This is a genomic window from Clostridium brassicae (genome assembly GCF_026738875.1).
Lineage (GTDB): Bacteria > Bacillota > Clostridia > Clostridiales > Clostridiaceae > Clostridium_H > Clostridium_H brassicae.
The window spans coordinates 55,046-73,172 of the sequence record NZ_JAPQFJ010000006.1; the positions used below are offsets into that span (position 1 = coordinate 55,046).

At 28.9% G+C, this 18,127-nt stretch carries 18 protein-coding genes and 3 pseudogenes; 18 read left to right on the plus strand and 3 right to left on the minus strand.

Annotated features, from left to right (window positions below; all coding sequences use genetic code 11):
* Positions 1-97: 97 nt before the first annotated feature.
* Positions 98-1,891 carry an oleate hydratase gene (locus OW729_RS07550; protein ID WP_268060873.1) on the plus strand — a complete coding sequence of 598 codons (1,794 nt, stop codon included), beginning with the start codon at positions 98-100 and terminating at the stop codon, positions 1,889-1,891.
* Between the two features lie 242 nt (positions 1,892-2,133).
* Here OW729_RS07550 and OW729_RS07555 read toward each other — a convergent pair whose 3' ends face one another.
* A complete protein-coding gene (locus tag OW729_RS07555) occupies positions 2,134-2,481 on the minus strand; it encodes a cupin domain-containing protein (RefSeq protein ID WP_268060874.1) in 348 nt (115 codons plus the stop codon).
* 502 nt (positions 2,482-2,983) lie between these two features.
* Here OW729_RS07555 and OW729_RS07560 point away from each other — a divergent pair.
* The 9 genes and pseudogenes from OW729_RS07560 to hcp (OW729_RS07595) all read left to right on the plus strand — a co-directional run bounded on the left by OW729_RS07560 (position 2,984) and on the right by hcp (OW729_RS07595) (position 9,514).
* Positions 2,984-3,181 (plus strand): DUF2281 domain-containing protein, encoded by a 198-nt coding sequence (locus tag OW729_RS07560; RefSeq protein WP_268060875.1) that lies wholly within the window; start codon positions 2,984-2,986, stop codon positions 3,179-3,181.
* Positions 3,174-3,521 carry a type II toxin-antitoxin system PemK/MazF family toxin gene (locus OW729_RS07565; protein ID WP_268060876.1) on the plus strand — a complete coding sequence of 116 codons (348 nt, stop codon included), beginning with the start codon at positions 3,174-3,176 and terminating at the stop codon, positions 3,519-3,521. Before OW729_RS07560 ends, OW729_RS07565 begins: the two co-directional genes overlap by 8 nt.
* Positions 3,522-3,687: 166 nt before the next feature.
* A complete protein-coding gene (locus OW729_RS07570) occupies positions 3,688-3,948 on the plus strand; it encodes a hypothetical protein (protein ID WP_268060877.1) in 261 nt (86 codons plus the stop codon).
* A pseudogene (locus OW729_RS19470) lies at positions 3,920-4,094 on the plus strand (IS66 family transposase); the annotation flags it as partial. The gene OW729_RS07570 and the pseudogene OW729_RS19470, both read left to right, overlap by 29 nt.
* Positions 4,095-4,105: 11 nt before the next feature.
* Positions 4,106-4,219: pseudogene (locus OW729_RS19475) on the plus strand (hypothetical protein); the annotation flags it as partial.
* 657 nt (positions 4,220-4,876) lie between these two features.
* The gene (locus tag OW729_RS07580) at positions 4,877-6,223 is read left to right on the plus strand and encodes an FAD-dependent oxidoreductase (RefSeq protein WP_268060878.1); all 1,347 of its coding nucleotides are present in this window, start codon (positions 4,877-4,879) and stop codon (positions 6,221-6,223) included.
* Positions 6,224-6,254: 31 nt separating this feature from the next.
* The gene (locus tag OW729_RS07585; protein ID WP_268060879.1) at positions 6,255-7,241 is read left to right on the plus strand and encodes an arsenic resistance protein; all 987 of its coding nucleotides are present in this window, start codon (positions 6,255-6,257) and stop codon (positions 7,239-7,241) included.
* Between the two features lie 203 nt (positions 7,242-7,444).
* Positions 7,445-7,666 carry a hypothetical protein gene (locus OW729_RS07590; RefSeq protein WP_268060880.1) on the plus strand — a complete coding sequence of 74 codons (222 nt, stop codon included), beginning with the start codon at positions 7,445-7,447 and terminating at the stop codon, positions 7,664-7,666.
* 195 nt (positions 7,667-7,861) lie between these two features.
* Positions 7,862-9,514: a hydroxylamine reductase gene (gene hcp / locus OW729_RS07595; protein WP_268060881.1), complete on the plus strand. Its 1,653-nt coding sequence runs from the start codon at positions 7,862-7,864 to the stop codon at positions 9,512-9,514.
* A 202-nt stretch (positions 9,515-9,716) separates the two neighbouring features.
* Here hcp (OW729_RS07595) and OW729_RS07600 read toward each other — a convergent pair whose 3' ends face one another.
* Positions 9,717-10,388, minus strand: a complete 672-nt coding sequence (locus OW729_RS07600; RefSeq protein WP_268060882.1) for a Crp/Fnr family transcriptional regulator — start codon at positions 10,386-10,388, stop codon at positions 9,717-9,719.
* A 99-nt stretch (positions 10,389-10,487) separates the two neighbouring features.
* Between OW729_RS07600 and OW729_RS07605 the strand changes: the two genes are divergently transcribed.
* The 6 genes from OW729_RS07605 (at position 10,488) to OW729_RS07630 (ending at position 15,246) form a co-directional block, all read left to right on the plus strand.
* Entirely contained in the window at positions 10,488-10,970 is a 483-nt protein-coding gene (locus OW729_RS07605) for a permease (protein ID WP_268060883.1), read from the plus strand.
* The gene (locus OW729_RS07610) at positions 10,967-11,692 is read left to right on the plus strand and encodes a permease (RefSeq protein WP_326498364.1); all 726 of its coding nucleotides are present in this window, start codon (positions 10,967-10,969) and stop codon (positions 11,690-11,692) included. Before OW729_RS07605 ends, OW729_RS07610 begins: the two co-directional genes overlap by 4 nt.
* Positions 11,693-11,812: 120 nt before the next feature.
* Positions 11,813-12,127: a cupin domain-containing protein gene (locus OW729_RS07615; protein ID WP_268060884.1), complete on the plus strand. Its 315-nt coding sequence runs from the start codon at positions 11,813-11,815 to the stop codon at positions 12,125-12,127.
* 206 nt (positions 12,128-12,333) lie between these two features.
* Positions 12,334-13,545, plus strand: coding sequence for an ABC transporter substrate-binding protein (locus OW729_RS07620; RefSeq protein WP_268060885.1), 1,212 nt, complete (start codon positions 12,334-12,336; stop codon positions 13,543-13,545).
* Positions 13,542-14,243, plus strand: coding sequence for a GTP-binding protein (locus OW729_RS07625; RefSeq protein ID WP_268060886.1), 702 nt, complete (start codon positions 13,542-13,544; stop codon positions 14,241-14,243). Before OW729_RS07620 ends, OW729_RS07625 begins: the two co-directional genes overlap by 4 nt.
* Entirely contained in the window at positions 14,236-15,246 is a 1,011-nt protein-coding gene (locus tag OW729_RS07630) for an ATP-binding cassette domain-containing protein (RefSeq protein WP_268060887.1), read from the plus strand. The genes OW729_RS07625 and OW729_RS07630 overlap by 8 nt, the downstream gene beginning before the upstream one ends.
* A gap of 273 nt (positions 15,247-15,519) precedes the next feature.
* On the opposite strand, the gene OW729_RS07635 is transcribed toward OW729_RS07630, so the two are convergent.
* Positions 15,520-16,002 carry a Crp/Fnr family transcriptional regulator gene (locus tag OW729_RS07635; RefSeq protein ID WP_268060888.1) on the minus strand — a complete coding sequence of 161 codons (483 nt, stop codon included), beginning with the start codon at positions 16,000-16,002 and terminating at the stop codon, positions 15,520-15,522.
* A 119-nt stretch (positions 16,003-16,121) separates the two neighbouring features.
* Between OW729_RS07635 and hcp (OW729_RS07640) the strand changes: the two genes are divergently transcribed.
* Positions 16,122-17,774: a hydroxylamine reductase gene (gene hcp, locus OW729_RS07640; RefSeq protein ID WP_268060889.1), complete on the plus strand. Its 1,653-nt coding sequence runs from the start codon at positions 16,122-16,124 to the stop codon at positions 17,772-17,774.
* 19 nt (positions 17,775-17,793) lie between these two features.
* Positions 17,794-18,007 (plus strand): annotated as a pseudogene (locus tag OW729_RS07645) (CDP-alcohol phosphatidyltransferase family protein); the annotation flags it as partial.
* Positions 18,008-18,127 lie beyond the last annotated feature (120 nt).

Genomic DNA, 18,127 nt, shown 5'->3' on the forward strand with positions numbered 1-18,127 from the left:
TTTTATCTAATGAAAAAGACACAAAAAAACTATATTATAGACTTATACAGATCCTATAGATATAATAAGTATTCGCAAAATAAAGGGGGAGTTAATAATGAAATTAAAGACACATGATGATAGACTTACACTTACAAATGGAAGTTATCACGCTTTAGTAAATGCAAGAAAACCTAAAGGAATTGAAGATAAAAAAGCTTATTTAATCGGTACTGGAATTGGAGCTTTAGCTGCTGGTTGTTTTTTAATTCGTGATGCTCACATGGATGGAAGTAAAATTACCTTCTTAGAACAATTGGACATTCCTGGTGGATCTTTGGATGGAGAGGTTCGTCGAAATATGAATTATGTATCACGTGGCGGACGTGAAATGGGTCATCATTTTGAGGTTTTATGGAGTTTATTTAGTTCATTACCATCTACAGAAGACCCTAATATGACTGTTTTAGATCATTTTTATTATACAAACTATGATGATCCAAACTTTAGCAATTGTCGTATTACTAAAAAACAAGGTCAGCGTCATGATAATGGAAAATTCAATTTAGGTCAAGACTTGGCAAAAGAATTAGCTGCTTTTGTAAATATAACAGATGAAGAACTTGAAGATAAAGCTATTGAAGATATTCTTTCTGAAGAACTTTTAAACACTGATTTCTGGACATATTGGAGAACAATGTTTGCTTTTGAAAATTGGCATAGTGCTTTAGAAATGAAATTATATATGACTCGTTTTATTCACCATGTTGGCGGATTACCAAATCTTGAGGCTTTACAATTTTCAAGACATGATCAATACACTTCATTTGTAAAACCTATGGTTAAATATTTACAAGATCATGGTGCTAAATTTGAATATGGAGTTACTGTTGATAATGTTGAGTTTTCAATTTCAGATGATAAAAAGGTTGCAAAGAGAATAGTTGCAACAGATAAAACTGGAAAGAATATCTCTATTGATTTAACAGAAAACGACTTAGTATTTATCACTAATGGTTCTATGACTGAAGGTTCAGGATATGGTGATGACAACACTCCTGCACCATTTAATAGAGAGCCAAAAGGATGCTGGAATCTGTGGAGAAACATAGCAAAACAATCAGATGAATTTGGAAAACCAGATAAGTTCTGTACAAATACAGAAAAATCTAATTGGGAGTCTTGTACAGTAACTTGTCATGATGAACGTGTTCCTGAGTACATTGAAAAGATTACAAAACGTTCACCATATGGTGGAGGCACTGTAACAGGCGGAATAGTTACAGCTGTTGACTCTTCATGGTTGATGAGTTGGACAATAAACCGTCAAGAACAATATTACGGACAACCAGAAAAAGATGTTGTTGTTTGGGTATATGGTTTATTCTCTGATGTTCCTGGAGATTATATTAAAAAACCTATGAGAGATTGTACTGGTAAAGAAATTACAAAAGAATGGTTATATCATATAGGTGTTCCTACAGATAAAATTGAAGAATTAGCAGGATCATGTAGCGCAGTTCCTGTTATGATGCCATTTATCACATCCCAATTTATGCCTCGTGCAGCTGGAGATCGCCCATATGTTGTACCAAAGAATGCAGTAAACTTTGCTTTCCTTGGACAATTTGCTGAAACATTGGATGATCCAGGCCGTGATACTGTATTTACTATAGAATACTCAGGACGTACAGCTATGGAAGCAGTATATGTTTTAACTGGAGTTGAAAAAGGAGTTCCTGAGGTGTTTTCTTCAAGATATGATGTCCGCTATTTATTAAATGCAGGTGTATGTTTATTAGATGGAGAAAAACCAAAACTTGATTTACCACCAATGACTAAACGTAAAATTTTAAAACAAGTAGCAGGAACAGACATTGAAAAGTTATTAAAAGAATATGGAATTATTTAACAACATTTACAGTTAGATAATTTGATTAAAATCCCGATTTTTTAAAAAAGTCGGGATTTTATTTATTGTAGTTATTATTCATTTAAGAGTAAATGTAGTTGAAGTAGAGAGATTAACAGGAACAGAACGTGGAAATGGTGGATTTGGATCTACAGGAGTTTAAAATATATAAAAGAGCAATAAAACTTGTCCAGTTTTTGAAAGATGTTTAATATATTACAAAACTGGACAGGTTTGTGCTGCTATTTATGTCCTTCTTCTGGGACAATGCAAATGAATTCTAGGTCTGTATTGCTAATATTCATAAATTGATGTGTTTTTCCTGCTGGTACATATGCAAATGAGCCAGATTCTATAGAATTATCTTTTCCATCAAGATGAAGAGTCCCATTGCCGCTAATAATATAATTTATATGAGGCCAGGGATGAGCATGTTTTGGAGTGAAACCGCCTGCTTTTAGTTTGAATAATCTCATTACATAACCTTCCCAGCCTTCTTTAGGAGAAATAAGGACTTTCATAAATGCATTTTTAACACCAACATTATCAATTTCAATTTCTTCCACCATAGATTTATGTGAAACTATCATGAAATTACCTCCTTGTTTAATGTAATTGTGGTAATGTTTGTATTTATTATAACTACAGCTTAATTATATCATTAAATAAAAAGCTATTAAAGTGATTATTACCATTGCTTTACATAATTGTAATAAGATTAAGAATAAATTAAAAACATGTCCGATTTTTACAATGAACCTTCAGTAGCTTATGAAACAGAGATTAAAAGATACAAAAGGAGCATATGAAAAGCCTTTAGAAAATAAGGTTCCTAAATGTTAGTTAAAAAGAAATATGACAGCTTTGATGTAGGTCAATTAGGTTTTATTGTAAACTGCATAATATTATTTATAGGGATGCTGTTAATATGAAATTTAATAGAAACATATTATGAGGCTACAACTGCTTCATTAGAAAATAAGAGTATGTTTTATAAATTTATGATCACATAGCATATATAGAAAACATGCATTCAAATTATTTATATAATAGGGTATAATAATTATATAAATAGTTTAAGGTGGTGTTTTTATGAATACGGCTAAGGAGATACTATTTAATCTTATTGAAGAAATACCAGAAAATGAAATATCAGAGGTTATAGATTTTATAGGATACTTAAAATTAAAGAGAGAAAAAGAATTATATAAAGATTTGCAGAGAGCAAGCGAGAGTAGTTTGGATTTTTGGAATAATGATATAGATGATGAGGTGTGGAGTGATGTATAAGCAAGGAGATATATTACTTATACCTATTCCTTTCAGCGATTTAACATCAAGTAAGAAAAGACCTGTTCTAGTATTATCTAATTACCAGTATAATTGTAAAACAGAGGATATAGTTGTTGCAGCAATAACTTCTAATTTGCAATCAAAAGACTACTCAATTCAATTTACAAATAATGATTTAATAGAAGGATCGCTTAAGGTTACTTCTTGTATTAGAGTAGATAAAATATATACATTATCTAAATATATAGTAGTTAAAAAATTTGGAAGTGTGAAAAAAGAAATAATTGATAAGATTAAAATTCAAATCGGTGATTTATTAAAAGAAGAGATTAAATAAAGTGTTATTTATAACAAAGAACATCTATCTATAAATGGTAGGTGTTTTTGTTATTGATAAAAAGCAAAAATTATATTTAATCGTAAGCGTCAAAAATTAAGTACCTAGAAAACACGTCCTCTCATTGATAAACTTAAGTAAAAGATTATCAATGGGAGGTTTACTTATGTATAGAAAATTAGATAATGATACCTGGGAGGAATATTTAAATAAATTTAACTCTATTAAAGATACAATAACAGTGAAAGATTTCTGTGCTGAAAATAACCTTAATAAGAGTCAATTTATAAATAACTTTATTGATTATGTTGAAAGAGAAATAAAAGATGCTCTTCCAAGAAGTCCGTTAGGTAAAGCACTTGATTATGCTAAAAAGCATTTACCAGGATTAAAAAATGTATTATTTAGATGGTTCTTTGGAAGTTGATAATAATGCTGCTGAAAGAGCTATTAAACCTTTTGTAATAGGCAGAAAAAACTTCCTTTTTGCAAATACTGCTAAAGGTGCAACTGCAAGTAGCAATATTTATAGTATTGTTGAAACTGCCAAGGCTAATAATTTAGTTGTAGAAAGGTACTTAGTCTATCTATTTGACAATCTATTAAAGATAGATATACACGATAGCGAAAGCTTGGAGAATCTTATGCCTTGGAATGATAAGATTCCTGAAAATATGAAAATTAAAGATAAGAAATAAAATTAAGCCTAGTAAAGTTTTTGTATTGCCTTACTAGGATATTTTAATACTATTTTTGAAATTATTGAAGGTGCTAAAACTTTGACGCTTACGTAAAAACTTACTAAAACTAGCAATGTAATAAAAGATATATTGACTAGAGAGGTTGGAATGAACTTGATAGCGTGGGTAAACTTGTTCCATTAGGAATATTGACCACGAAGCTACCATCTTCTATAAGTGGTGATAGTTCACAAAATATATTAAATTTCTATTGAAATGAAATTAGCATATGTTATAATTATACCTATGAGGGGTATGATGAAAAAGAGGTGAAGATTATGAAAACTTAAAGTAGTTAAGAGTATTTTTATAAAAGTAATCTTATTTATAGATAAGAATATATCTGGTGAATTTTTATAAGCAAGTAACTTTTGATGTATCTATTGTTCTAGAAGATAAGTATATTAAATATGGAAATGTATAAGATATTAATTTATGGGATAAATATAATTTATAGCAGAGTAAAAATAACTTTAATAATTAGTTTATATATGGATAACGTTAAGTCGGTTAATGATAATTATCACAGTATGTATATGAAAGTGTAAATGAAAGTCTTTAATTAAATTTTAATTCTATAGTAACAAATATAATAAAAGATTTGGAGGAAGAGTAATGATTAAAACAGATATACTAGTAATTGGAGGAAGTGCAGGGGGAATACTTACTGCTACAACAGCTAAAAAAGTATATGCAGATAAAAAAGTAGTACTTGTAAGAAAAAATAAAACAGTGATGGTTCCTTGTGGGATACCATATATATTTGGAACATTAAAGGATACTAGTAAAAACAGAATACCAGATGCAATGCTTATAAATGCAGGGGTAGAACTTTTAGTAGATGAAATTATAAAAATTGATAAGGAAAACAAAATTGCAATTTTAGCAGAAAATGAAGAAATAGCTTACGATAAGTTAATAATTGCAACAGGTTCACTTCCGATTATACCTAAATTTATTAACGGATATGATTTAAATAATGTATTTGCAATTTTAAAAGATGAAGAGTATTTAAATGATATTTTAAATAAATTAGTAAATATGAAGGATATAGTAGTTATAGGTGGAGGGTTTATAGGCGTAGAATTTGCTGAGCAATTAAAAAAGGATGGTAAAAATGTAACTATTGTTGAAGTAGCTGAAAAATGTTTATGGCAGGCTTTTGATAATGAGATTTGTGATATTGCTGAGCAAGAGATGAAAGATAATAATATTGATGTTAAGAGCGGTATTAGAGTAAAAAGCATATTAGGAAATGATAAAGTTGAAGAAGTTGAACTTGAAAATGGAGAAAAAATAAAAGCTGATGCAGTTATTTTAGGTATGGGTGTTGTTCCTAATTCAAGTATTGCAAAAGAAGTAGGTATAATGGTCAATGAAAAAGGTGCAATAGTTGTAGATGAATATATGAGAACTAGTGAAAAAGATATTTTTGCAGTAGGAGATTGTGCTGAAAAGAGATGTTTCTTTACTAATAAAAATATTCCAATATTACTTGCATCTACTGCAGCTATGGAAGCAAAAGTAGCAGCTTCCAATTTATATGGGTTGAGGTATGTAAGAGAAAATAAAGGAATAATTAGTGCATTTTCAACAAAAGTATTTAATAAATCCTTTGCGGCTGCTGGGTTTACAGAAAGAAGGGCAAAAGAAGAGGGGTTTGAAGTAATTATAGGAAAATCTACAACTATGGATAAACATCCAGGTTCACTTCCAGAAACAAGTAAATTAGATTTAACTCTAATATTTGTAAAAACTTCTGGAGTATTAATAGGGGCACAAATATCTGGAGGAGAAAGTGTTGGTGAAATGATTAATATATTAAGTTTAGCAATACAGAAAGGTTTAACAGCGAATGAACTTAATACTTTCCAAGTTGCTACTCATCCATTACTTACAGCATCACCTGTTTCATATCCAATAAATGCAGCAGCTCTCGATGCATTAATAAATATAAAATAGAAGTATATCCTATAAATTGGAGATTAGTTAAATGAAACAATTTTGGAATTTAATAATGTTAATGCAGAAAAAATTAGTAATAAGTATACCAATATTTATGATACTAGGAATAACAGTAGGTAGCATATTTAATGTATCCTTTTTAAAACAATTGATAATGCCTTTTACATTTTTAATGGTATATCCTATGATGGTTACGTTAAACATAAAAAGCTTATTTAAACAATCAAATAATAAATTACAAATAATAACACAAGTAGTTAATTTTATAATAATGCCTCTTGTTGGATACTCAATAGCAAAGATTTTTTTTGGAGATAATATATATCTTATATTAGGCTTATTATTAACTTCGTTGTTACCAACATCTGGAATGACTATTTCTTGGACTGGAATGGCTAAAGGTAATATTAATGAAGCAATAAAGATGACAGTTATAGGGTTATTATTAGGAGCAGTTTTAACACCAATTTATTTAAAGGTATTTTTAGGAACTTCTATAGATATACCATTAACAGATATATTTAATCAAATTATAATGGTAATTTTATTACCAATGGTAGCTGGATATATTACTCAACATTTTCTTATTAAAAAATTTGGTAAGGAAAAATATGAAAAAGAATATAAATCAAAATTCCCTTTATTATCTACATTAGGAGTTGTACTAATAGTTTTTATAGCTATGGCATTAAAGGCACAAGCTTTATTAGGAAATCCAATGCTTATTTTAAAAGTTTTAGTACCATTGATACTTTTATATTTATTTAATTTTATTTTTAGTACAGTAATTGCAAGAATGATATTTAAAAAAGAAGATGGAATTGCATTTATTTATGGAACTGTTATGAGAAATCTTTCAGTTTGTTTAGCGATAGCTATGACTGCATTTAAGGAGCAAGGAACAGAAGCGGTAATAATTATATCCTTAGCATATGTAATACAAGTACAGTCAGCGGCTTGGTATGTAAAATTAACTGATAAATTATTTAGTAAAAGAAATTTAAAGGGGAAATAATTAAATAGTAAAATATTATGAAGAAAAGAATATAAATAAAATAAACTTATAGAGAAGATATACTTAGAGTATAATTTTAGTATGCAAAGATAGTAGTAATTACTGCTTAGAAAAATTAAAAGGAGATACAAAAAGTATCTCCTATGTACATAATATACCCATTATAATATAAGTTGAGAAGATTATATTATAATGGGTATATTATGTACATTACAAGTTTAAACGATAAAGAGATAACTTTCAATGATTTAGAGAAAAAAATAGTAGACAATGCAGCTAATGTATCCTATAGAAATACTTCAAGTAATATTAAAGAGTTAACAAATCAAGTAGCTTGGGCTAGTTTTGATAGTAGTAAAAAATTTAAAGAGCTTAGTGATGTTAGTATTGCTGAAATGTATATGCAAAAATTGAATTTAGTATGAGAAAAGATGCTAACTCTGAACGATACATAGATTATAAAAGGAATTTTACAAATACAGATATGAAATATAACTTTTCTGTGATGTAGTTCTATGATTTGTCTTAATAGTAATTGTTTAATATGTTTCAGAATAGATTTTACTCAGTTGGAAAAACTAATGTAAATGAAACAAAAGCATAATAAGGAGGGTTTGATTATGGAAAATTCAATGTTTTGTTATCAATGTGAGCAAACATTAGGTGCTAAAGGCTGTGTAAAATCAGGTGTATGTGGAAAAAATCCTACTGTTGCTAATTTACAGGATGTACTGATTCATGAATTAAAAGGTATTGGTTTTTATGGTCAAAAAAATTTAGAGAAAGGGTTAAAGATTAGAAGTGAAATAAATAAATTTGTGGTAGATACTATGTTTGCTACTCTTACTAATGTTAATTTTGACCCAACTAGATTTGTAGAGTATATTAAAAAAGCTGAAGAAATAAAAGAAGAACTTAAAAATGCAGTTGGTGAAATTGAAAATGTGCCTGAAGGAGCAAAATACAAAGCACCAAACACTATGGAAGAAATGGTAGAAGATGCGAAGAATGTAGGTATAATGTCTGATGAAAATTTAGATATGGATATACGTTCTTTAAGAGAACTGTTAATATATGCATTTAAAGGAATGGCTGCTTATGCCCATCATGCTTACATACTAGGTAAATTTGATGATGAAGTTAATAACTTCTTTTATAAAGGCTTAGCTGGTACTATTGATGATAGCTTAACTGTTGAAGATTTATTTAATCTAAACATGGAGCTTGGTAAAACAAATTTTAAATGCATGGAAGTATTAGATTCTGCTGTTACCAGTTCTTTTGGTAATCCTGAACCTACAGAAGTATTAGTTACAAAGAAAAAAGGGCCTTTTATTATAGTATCAGGCCATGATTATAAGGATTTAAAGGAACTTTTAGAACAAACAGAAGGCAAAGGTATAAATATATATACCCACTGTGAAATGCTTCCTGCAAATGCATACCCAGAATTGAAAAAATATAAGCATTTAGTTGGAAACTTTGGGGGTGCATGGCAGAAACAACAGGAAGAATTTGACGGAATTCCAGGATGTATATTAATGACTACTAACTGTATACAAAAACCAAGAGATAGCTATAAAGATAGATTGTTTACAACAAGTATAGTTGGAATGCCTGAATGTCCGCATATTGAAGAAGTTAATGGTAAAAAAGATTTTACTCCTCTTATTGAAAAAGCATTAGAATTAGGCGGATGGCAAGAAGATGAACATGAAAAGAGAATTCCAATTGGCTTTGCACACAATACTATTTTAAGTCATGCAAATGAAATTGTAGAGGCAGTTAAAGATGGTAAAATCAAACACTTCTTTTTGATAGGAGGCTGTGACGGTGCAAGGCCAGGCAGAAATTACTACACAGAATTTGCAGAAAAAACTCCAAAGGATACTATTATTTTAACTTTAGCCTGTGGTAAATTCCGTTTCAATAAACTTGATTTAGGAACAGTAGCAGGTTTTCCAAGAATACTTGATTGTGGTCAATGTAGTGATTCATATTCAGCTATTAAGGTTGCTGTTGCATTAGCAGAAGCATTTAACTGTGGAGTAAATGACTTACCACTTTCATTAGTTCTTTCTTGGTATGAACAAAAGGCAGTTGGTATACTTCTTACATTATTATCTTTGGGAATTAAAGATATTCGTCTTGGACCAACACTACCTGCATTTATTACACCAAATATATTGCAAGTATTAGTTGACAAATTCGATTTAAAACCTATTTCAACCGCTGAACAAGATTTAGAAGTGATTTTAGGACAACAAAGTTAATTACTATTATAGTTTGGTGCTGTTGTATTAAGAAATTTATTTACAATATATTATAGAGTTTATTAGGGAGCTTCAAAAAATTCATTAGTCTATTTTTATAGTCTATTTACTGATAAATTGAGTATTTTTGAAGCTTCGTTGGATTTATTATTTATTTTACCATGACTTATTAATTCGACAACTTCATATTTTTGTGGGTAATTTATGTATTAGTTAATGCATCCATATCTAATATTGTTATAGAATTTGCGTCATATTGTATTAAGCCATCTGTTTTCATTTTACTTAATTCTCTAGAAAGAGAAGTTCTTTGTATTCCAAATTTTTCAGCTAAGTCTTTCTTAGTAAATTCTAATTGAATCACATTACTTTTTTGGACATGACTTTCATAAATTAGAAAATCAATTATACACTGTCTTATAGATTTGAAAGATAGTGTTTTTATTTTATCTGTTAAGATTAGCGTTTTATCTGAGAGTGACTGAAGAAAATTAGTTAGAAAAGTGGTATTGCTTTGGCAGATCTTTATGATTAAGTTCTTTTTTAGATGAAGAATCGTTACATCAGTTTTTGATAAAACTGTCATTGGATAAAAGTTTTTATGTGCAAAGAGTAAATTTCCACCTATTGTATGATTATTAGTAAAATCGCTTATTGATATATAATTTCCTTTAGTATCGATTCCTTGGATTGAAACAGTGCCCTTTAGAATGATATCCAAAGTTGTACATTTTTCATTTTGAAAGTGTATAATAGAGTTTTTTTTATAGTCTTTAAGAAAGTAAGTATTTTTTGAAAATAAATCATGAATTTCTTGAGATGAAAGTGATCCGAATAACTCTGTATGTTTAAGTATCTGAATAAAGTCTAACATAAATTATTTCTCCTTTTTTAAGATTAGTTACACTGGTAACTGATTTTAATTTTAAAGCACTTTATAATATAAGTAAAGATATTGAAAGGAGAAAATAAAATGGATTTTATTACGTTGGGTCTTTGGATATTTACAGTGATTTGGTTTATAAGTTCTATCATAAAAGATAAAAATAAAACTTTCAATGCTATTAAAATGTCAAGTGGATTAATGAGAAATATGATAGGAGAAATTATAGGAATACTTTTTTTTATCGGTCTAATACTTACTTTTATTCCACCCGATACGATTAAGTATTATTTAGGACAATCAAATACTATTGTATCAACAATTGTGGCAGCGTTTGTAGGAAGTATTACTTTAATACCTGCTTTTGTTGCATTTCCATTAGTTGGATCTTTTGTAAATGCAGGAGCAAGTATCATTCCTATAGTGGCATTTTTAACAACTTTAACAATGGTTGGATTTGTTACGTTTCCCCTTGAAAAGAGAGAGTTTGGGGTTGAATTTGCATTAACAAGAAATATATTAAGTTTTGGATTTGCAGTTATTATAGCATTTTTAATGGGGGTGATTATGTGATTTTAATTATAAAAAAAATTAAAAACAATATGTTTTTGACTTTAGTTTTTATAGTCTATGTATTGTTAACAATCTTTATACCTGAGAAAGCATTTCAATCTTTTAATAATAGCTTATATTATATGAAAGAAATGCTCATAATAATGCCTGTAATATTATTATTGACTTCCCTCATTGAAGCATGGGTTCCTAAAAAAACAATAGAAAATGCATTAGGGGAAAAGTCAGGGGCTAAAGGAATATTATTTTCTTTTTTACTTGGAAGTTTTTCCGCAGGACCTATCTATGCAGCTTTTCCTGTTTGTAAAACGCTTCTGAAAAAAGGAGCTAATGTTTTAAATATTGTAATTATTTTAAGTGCTTGGGCTGTTATTAAGGTTCCTATGCTTGCTAATGAATCTAAATTTTTGGGTCCGAAATTTATGGCAGTTAGATGGGGACTTACCACAATAGCTATTTTGATAATAGCATGGATTTCTTCAAAAATAGTAAAAAAAGAAGAAATTCCCGTAAAGGAATCAATGGAAAAAGAAGAAGCAGTTCTTAATGTTAATAATAAGTTTTGTATTGGATGTGGTTTATGCACAAAGGTATCACCAAATCATTTTATAATGGAAGATAAAAAAGCAAAAGTAAATAAAAAAATTTTAAAAACACAAGAAGACGAAAAAATTAGATACGTAATAGACAAATGTCCTGCAAAAGCAATCGAGTATAGTTAAAAAAAATATAAAATCTGTTGAAAATAAAAAAGGCATCAAAAACAATTGTTACGTATATATGTTTGCTTATATGATAATATATATAAGATAAAAAATTTCAAGAGAGAAGGAGGAACCTAAGTGGTAGAAAAGGTTTACAATATGACGAATAGCAATGATAGAACAGTGGAAATGCTTATTACAGATGAAAATGTACATTACTTACACATGATTTTTAATAAAGAGGAAGGACTTCCAGAACATTTTTCAAATTCTACTGTGTATATGACTGTACTGAAAGGAACATTATCTATAGGACTAGATGAACAGGAAGTTCATGAGTATAAGCAGGGAAGTGTTTTAAAGATTCCATTTAAAACTAAAATGAATGTTGGCAATAAGCATGATGAAATTTTAGAGTTAATTGTTGTGAAAGCACCAGCTCCAGTTAAGTAAAAAGGCAATTAATAATGGAATTTGGTAAAGTAAAATTAGAATAGAAACAAAAGGGGTATCCAAAAACAAAAATAGTTTTTAGATACCTTTTATTGTTAGATACTTAAGAATAATTAAAAGTGTAACAAAGGATACCGAATTAAAAAATGCTTAATGGTAAACTAATAGTGTATAAAGGATGTTACAGGAATAGGAGATGGATTAATATGAGTAATAAATACTTTAATATAAAAGATACATTATATGATATAACGGAAAAATATAATGAAGCCATAGAATTACTAGTGTCTTTAGGCTTTAGTAATTTAAAAGATGAAAATATGAGAAAAGTTTTTGGAAAATCTATTTCATTAGAAGAGGCTTTAAAACTAAAAAAAATAAATGTAGAAATTTTTGTGGCTGAACTTGTGGATAAGATTAAAAAGAATGAAGATAAATTATCCATTAAAAAAGATACTGTGAAAATTTCAGGAGTATTACCTTGTCCTGTTAGAGTTCCATTAACAGAAGCTTTTGAAGAATGGTTAGCTGATAAAAATTTGAATTTAGATTATGAATTGAAGGCGGCTTCTATGGGGATTGATTGGTTAAAAGATACTTTAATAAATCAATCAAAAGAAGAATTGCCAGATATATTTATATCCGCAGGTTTCGATTTATTCTTTGACAAAAAATTATTTGGTAAATATAAAGCAGAAAATATTTTTGAAGATATAACAGACATAGAACAGTATAATGATGATTTTCATAATGAATATATAAAATTAGAAGATCCTAATAAACAATATTCAATTATAGGTGTTGTACCGGCTGTTTTTTTAGTAAATGAGAAAGAATTAAAAGGAAGACAGATGCCATCAAGCTGGGAAGATATATTAAAAAAAGAATTCCAAAACAGTGTGAGCTTGCCAGTTGGAGATTTTGATTTATTTAATGCAATTCTACTTAATATATATAAAAACTATGGTGAGGATGGGGTGAAAAAATTAGGAAGGTGTTTACAAAGAAGTATGCATCCATCAGAAATGGTTAAATCCCATATAAAAAAATATGATAAACCAGTAGTTACTATAATGCCGTATTTCTTTACTAAGATGATTAAAAAAGGAGAACCTATGATTCCAGTATGGCCTAAAGATGGAGCTATTATTAGTCCAATATTTATGTTAAGTAAGAATGAGAAAAAGAAAGCATTAAAGCCAATTGTTGATTTTTTTGCTTCAAAGGAAGTAGGAGAAATTTTATCTCATAATGGAAAATTCCCCAGTGTTAATCCTAAAGTTAATAATATGATAACAAAAGAAAACAAATATATGTGGCTTGGTTGGGATTATATAAAAGAACATGATATAAGTAGTTTAATAAAAAAATGTGAAAATATATTTAATAGTGCTGTAAAAGGAGATGAGCGTGTATGAATTTAGTAACCATATCAGGGCCTCCTTCTTCAGGAAAGACTTCTGTAATATTAAAAACCATAGAAGCTGTTAAAAAGAGAGGCTTAAAAATAGGAGTAGTTAAGTTTGATTGTCTGTATACAGATGATGATATTTTATATAAAAAAGCCGGAATACCGGTTAAAAAAGGATTATCAGGTTCATTATGTCCAGATCATTATTTTGCAAGTAACATAGAAGAAGTTGTTAATTGGGGAATAAAAGAAAAACTAGATTTACTTATAACTGAAAGTGCTGGATTGTGTAATAGATGCTCTCCTTATATAAAAGGTATAAAAGCAATATGTGTTATAGATAATTTAAGTGGTATAAATACGCCAAAGAAAATAGGACCTATGCTAAAAACTGCTGACATTATAGTTATAACAAAAGGTGATATTGTATCTCAGGCTGAAAGAGAGGTTTTTGCTTCTAGAGTCAATTCAGTAAATCCTCAAGCAATAATTATCTTTGTCAATGGGCTTACAGGACAAGGTGCTTTTGAACTTAGTACTCTTATGTATGATAAAGAGTTAAATATTGAAACTGTTAAGGGACGAGAATTAAAATTCCCAATGCCATCTGCACTATGCTCATATTGCTTAGGAGAAACAAGAATAGGAGAAGAATATCAAATGGGTAATATAAGAAAGATGAAAATAGGTGATGACAATGATTAGAATAAATGAATTAGAAACAAAAAAAATTAAAGATCTTGAGAAAAAATACCCTTTTATATTATCTTTCTTTGAAAATAATAAATTGGATGTAAAAGGTTATGAAGAATATACGTTTCAAGAATATTTAAATCATTTTACTCAAGAAGATATTGAAGAATGGGCAATAGATATACAAAAGATGAAATTAGATTTAGAAGTTTATATTAATCAAATGCTTGAATTTTTAGGGTTAGATAAAGATAAGGTAGATTCAATAACCATATTAGCAGGAAAAGATAAATACGGGAATCAAGAGAATTTTGATAAATTAATCATAAATAAAAGTGAAATAGTATCCATAGTAGGTCCAACAGGTTCAGGTAAAAGTAGAGTATTAGCAGATATAGAATGGGTTGCTAATAAAGATACACCTACTGAAAGAGTGATTTTAATTAATGATAAGCTACCAGATAAAACTATTAGATTTTCCACAAGTAATAAATTAGTGGCACAATTATCACAAAATATGAATTTTGTCATGGATTTAACTGTAAAAGAATTCCTAGAGTTACATGCAGAAAGTAGGATGATTGATAATAAAGAAGAGATTATAAAAAAAATAATAGAAGCTGCAAATGAATTAGCAGGTGAAAAGTTTAATTTAGATACACCTATAACGGGCTTAAGTGGAGGTCAATCAAGAGCATTAATGATAGCAGATACTGCAATACTAAGCACTTCTCCCATAGTGCTCATTGATGAAATAGAAAATGCAGGGATAGATAGAAAGAGGGCTTTGAATCTTTTAGTTAGTGAAGAAAAAATAGTTTTAATGGCAACTCACGATCCAAGCTTAGCTCTTATGGCAGATAAAAGAATTATAATAAAAAATGGTGGGATTTATAAAATTATAGAAACAAATAGTGAGGAAAAAAGCATATTAAAGGACTTGGAAAAAATGGATCAGATTATTAATGAAATGAGGACAAAACTCAGAAAAGGTGAAATTTTAAAGAAGAAATAATAACTCTATGGAGTAACACTTTGTGCTTCTTTTGATATAGAAAAATATCAAAAGTATCAGGTGAAAATTATTAAATGAAGAAATTTCAATATAGGATGTTAAATAATTAGTTTTAGGGGAGAATAAAATCGAATATAATAATAAAATAACTCGTGAAAAGAAAACCGTAGTAGTTATGATTAAAGTAATGCGATATTCTGGTAATAATGGCTATTGAACACTTAATATCTAAATTTAAAGAGTGATGGAATTATTGATTTTGAAAAAATATTTTCATTTATTAAAAAAGCATATAAGTGAGAGATATTCAACTTTTTTATTTAGCATTAAACCTTTATTGGATATTACTTTTATAAAATTCCCAAGCATTAAAGTATGCCAAGAACAATTTTTACCGCACCTAGCTATAAGACTTGAATTGGTAAGAAATAAAATCTTACAAGATGATTGTGCCACTACTGTTACTGGCCATATTTTACGGCTTGAAAATACAAACATTTCACCAAATAAATCGCCTTTTTTTATTATAGACATTACAACTCTGTCTCCTTTGGCATTTTCTTTAGTGATAATTACTTCCCCTTCTAAAACTAAACCAAATCTATCAATTATTTCACCAGAATTTATTATAAACTCATTCTTACTATAATCATATATCTGGGGCATTAAGCAGCGAAAAAGCATAAATATTTCGTCAGTATCTATACCATAAAACAAAGGCGATTTTTTAATTATATTAATATATTGATCTATCATATAAATCCCATCCTTTTGTATCTTCAGATACCGAATTGTCTTAATAATTATAATATAATAATCACATAGAAATAACAAGACTTCAATTCGAAGTAAGATAATAAATTAGGAGGTATATCATGTCAAATATATTTTGTTTTCAATGCCAAGAAGTTGCAGGGGGAAAAGGCTGTACAATTAGAGGTATCTGTGGAAAGACAGACAAGGTTGCAAATTTACAAGATTTAATGATCTATACCCTAAAAGGAATTGCTATACTTCAAGAAAAGGGATTAGAAAAAGGGATTAGATTTTCTAAAGCGAATCATTTTATGTTAAATGGATTATTTATGACAATTACCAATGCAAATTTTGATGATACTGTATTTGTTGAAAAAATAAAAGAAGCTATAATACTTAGAGAAGAAGTAAAGAAAGAATTAATAGATCAGGGAGTAACTTTAGGAGAGTTATGTGATGCGGCTACTTTTGAAGTGAAATCGGATTCAGAAATTTTTGCAAAGGCAGATGCTATTGAAGTAGGCGTATTAGCAACAGAAAATGAAGATGTACGTTCTTTAAGAGAATTAATTATTTATGGACTTAAAGGTATGGCAGCTTATGCTGAACATGCACTTAATTTAGGAAAAGAAGATGAAGAAATTTATGATTTTATTGTAAAGGCTTTAGCTTCTACATTAAATGATGCATTGAGTGTAGATGATTTAGTAGCACTTACTTTAGAAACAGGAAAATTTGGAGTGGATACTATGGCTATGTTAGATGTAGCCAATACAGGTGCATATGGAAACCCAGAAATCACAGAAGTAAATATAGGAGTTAGAAGTAATCCTGCTATATTAATCTCAGGACATGATTTGAAAGATTTAGAAGAACTCTTAGAACAAACAAAGGATACAGGCGTAGATGTTTATACCCATGGGGAAATGCTACCAGCTCATTATTATCCATTCTTTAAGAAATATTCAAATTTTGTAGGAAATTATGGAAATGCATGGTGGAAACAAAATGAAGAATTTGAATCCTTCAACGGACCAATATTATTTACAACAAACTGTATTATACCACCAAGAGAAAGCTATGCGGATCGAGTTTATACTACAGGTGCTACTGGATATCCAGGATTTAAATATATAAAGGATAGAGAAGATGGTAAAGCGAAGGATTTTAGTGAAATTATAGCATATGCAAAAAAATTGCCAGCACCTAAAGAAATTGAAAAGGGTAAAATCGTAGGAGGATTTGCTCATGCACAAGTATTTGCTTTAGCAGATAAGGTAGTAGAAGCCGTGAAATCTGGAGCCATTAAAAAATTCTTTGTTATGGCTGGCTGTGATGGAAGGATGAAATCAAGAAACTATTATACAGAATTTGCAGAAAAGCTACCAAAAGATACAGTCATATTAACAGCAGGATGTGCTAAATATCGCTATAATAAGCTTAATTTAGGTGATATTAGTGGAATTCCAAGAGTTTTAGATGCAGGTCAATGTAATGATTCCTATTCACTGGCAGTAATTGCTCTAAAGTTAAAAGAAGTCTTTGAATTAAACGATATAAATGAATTACCTATTGCTTATAATATTGCATGGTATGAGCAAAAAGCTGTTATTGTGCTTTTAGCATTACTTTATTTAGGTGTAAAAAATATTCATTTAGGACCAACGTTACCAGCATTCTTATCACCAAATGTAGCTAAAGTTTTAGTAGAGAATTTTGGGATAGCAGGAATAGGAACTGTTGATGAAGATTTAAAAATGTTTTTAGGATAATATATTGAGTAAACATAAAATTTATTTTACAAAAGGCGGAGCCAACATAAAATCTCCTACTTTAATTATTGTTAAGCCATTAAGCGTGAGTTTTTATGTAACATATTATTTGTGGACACAGTGATATTATAGATGGATTTATTGCTAGAAAGACAGGTAAAACAAGCAGTTTTGGTGCAAAGATAGATTCTGTAGCTGACATGATAATGATAGGTGTGTTATTATTTTTATTAAGCTTTGAAGGTTTTCAAGTAAATATTGAACTGTGTTTTATATCCCCTTAGACTACGTAAAATATACCCTATAGAGTAGACAGTATTAAATGTCCACCCTATAGGTTTTTTTGAGTTAGG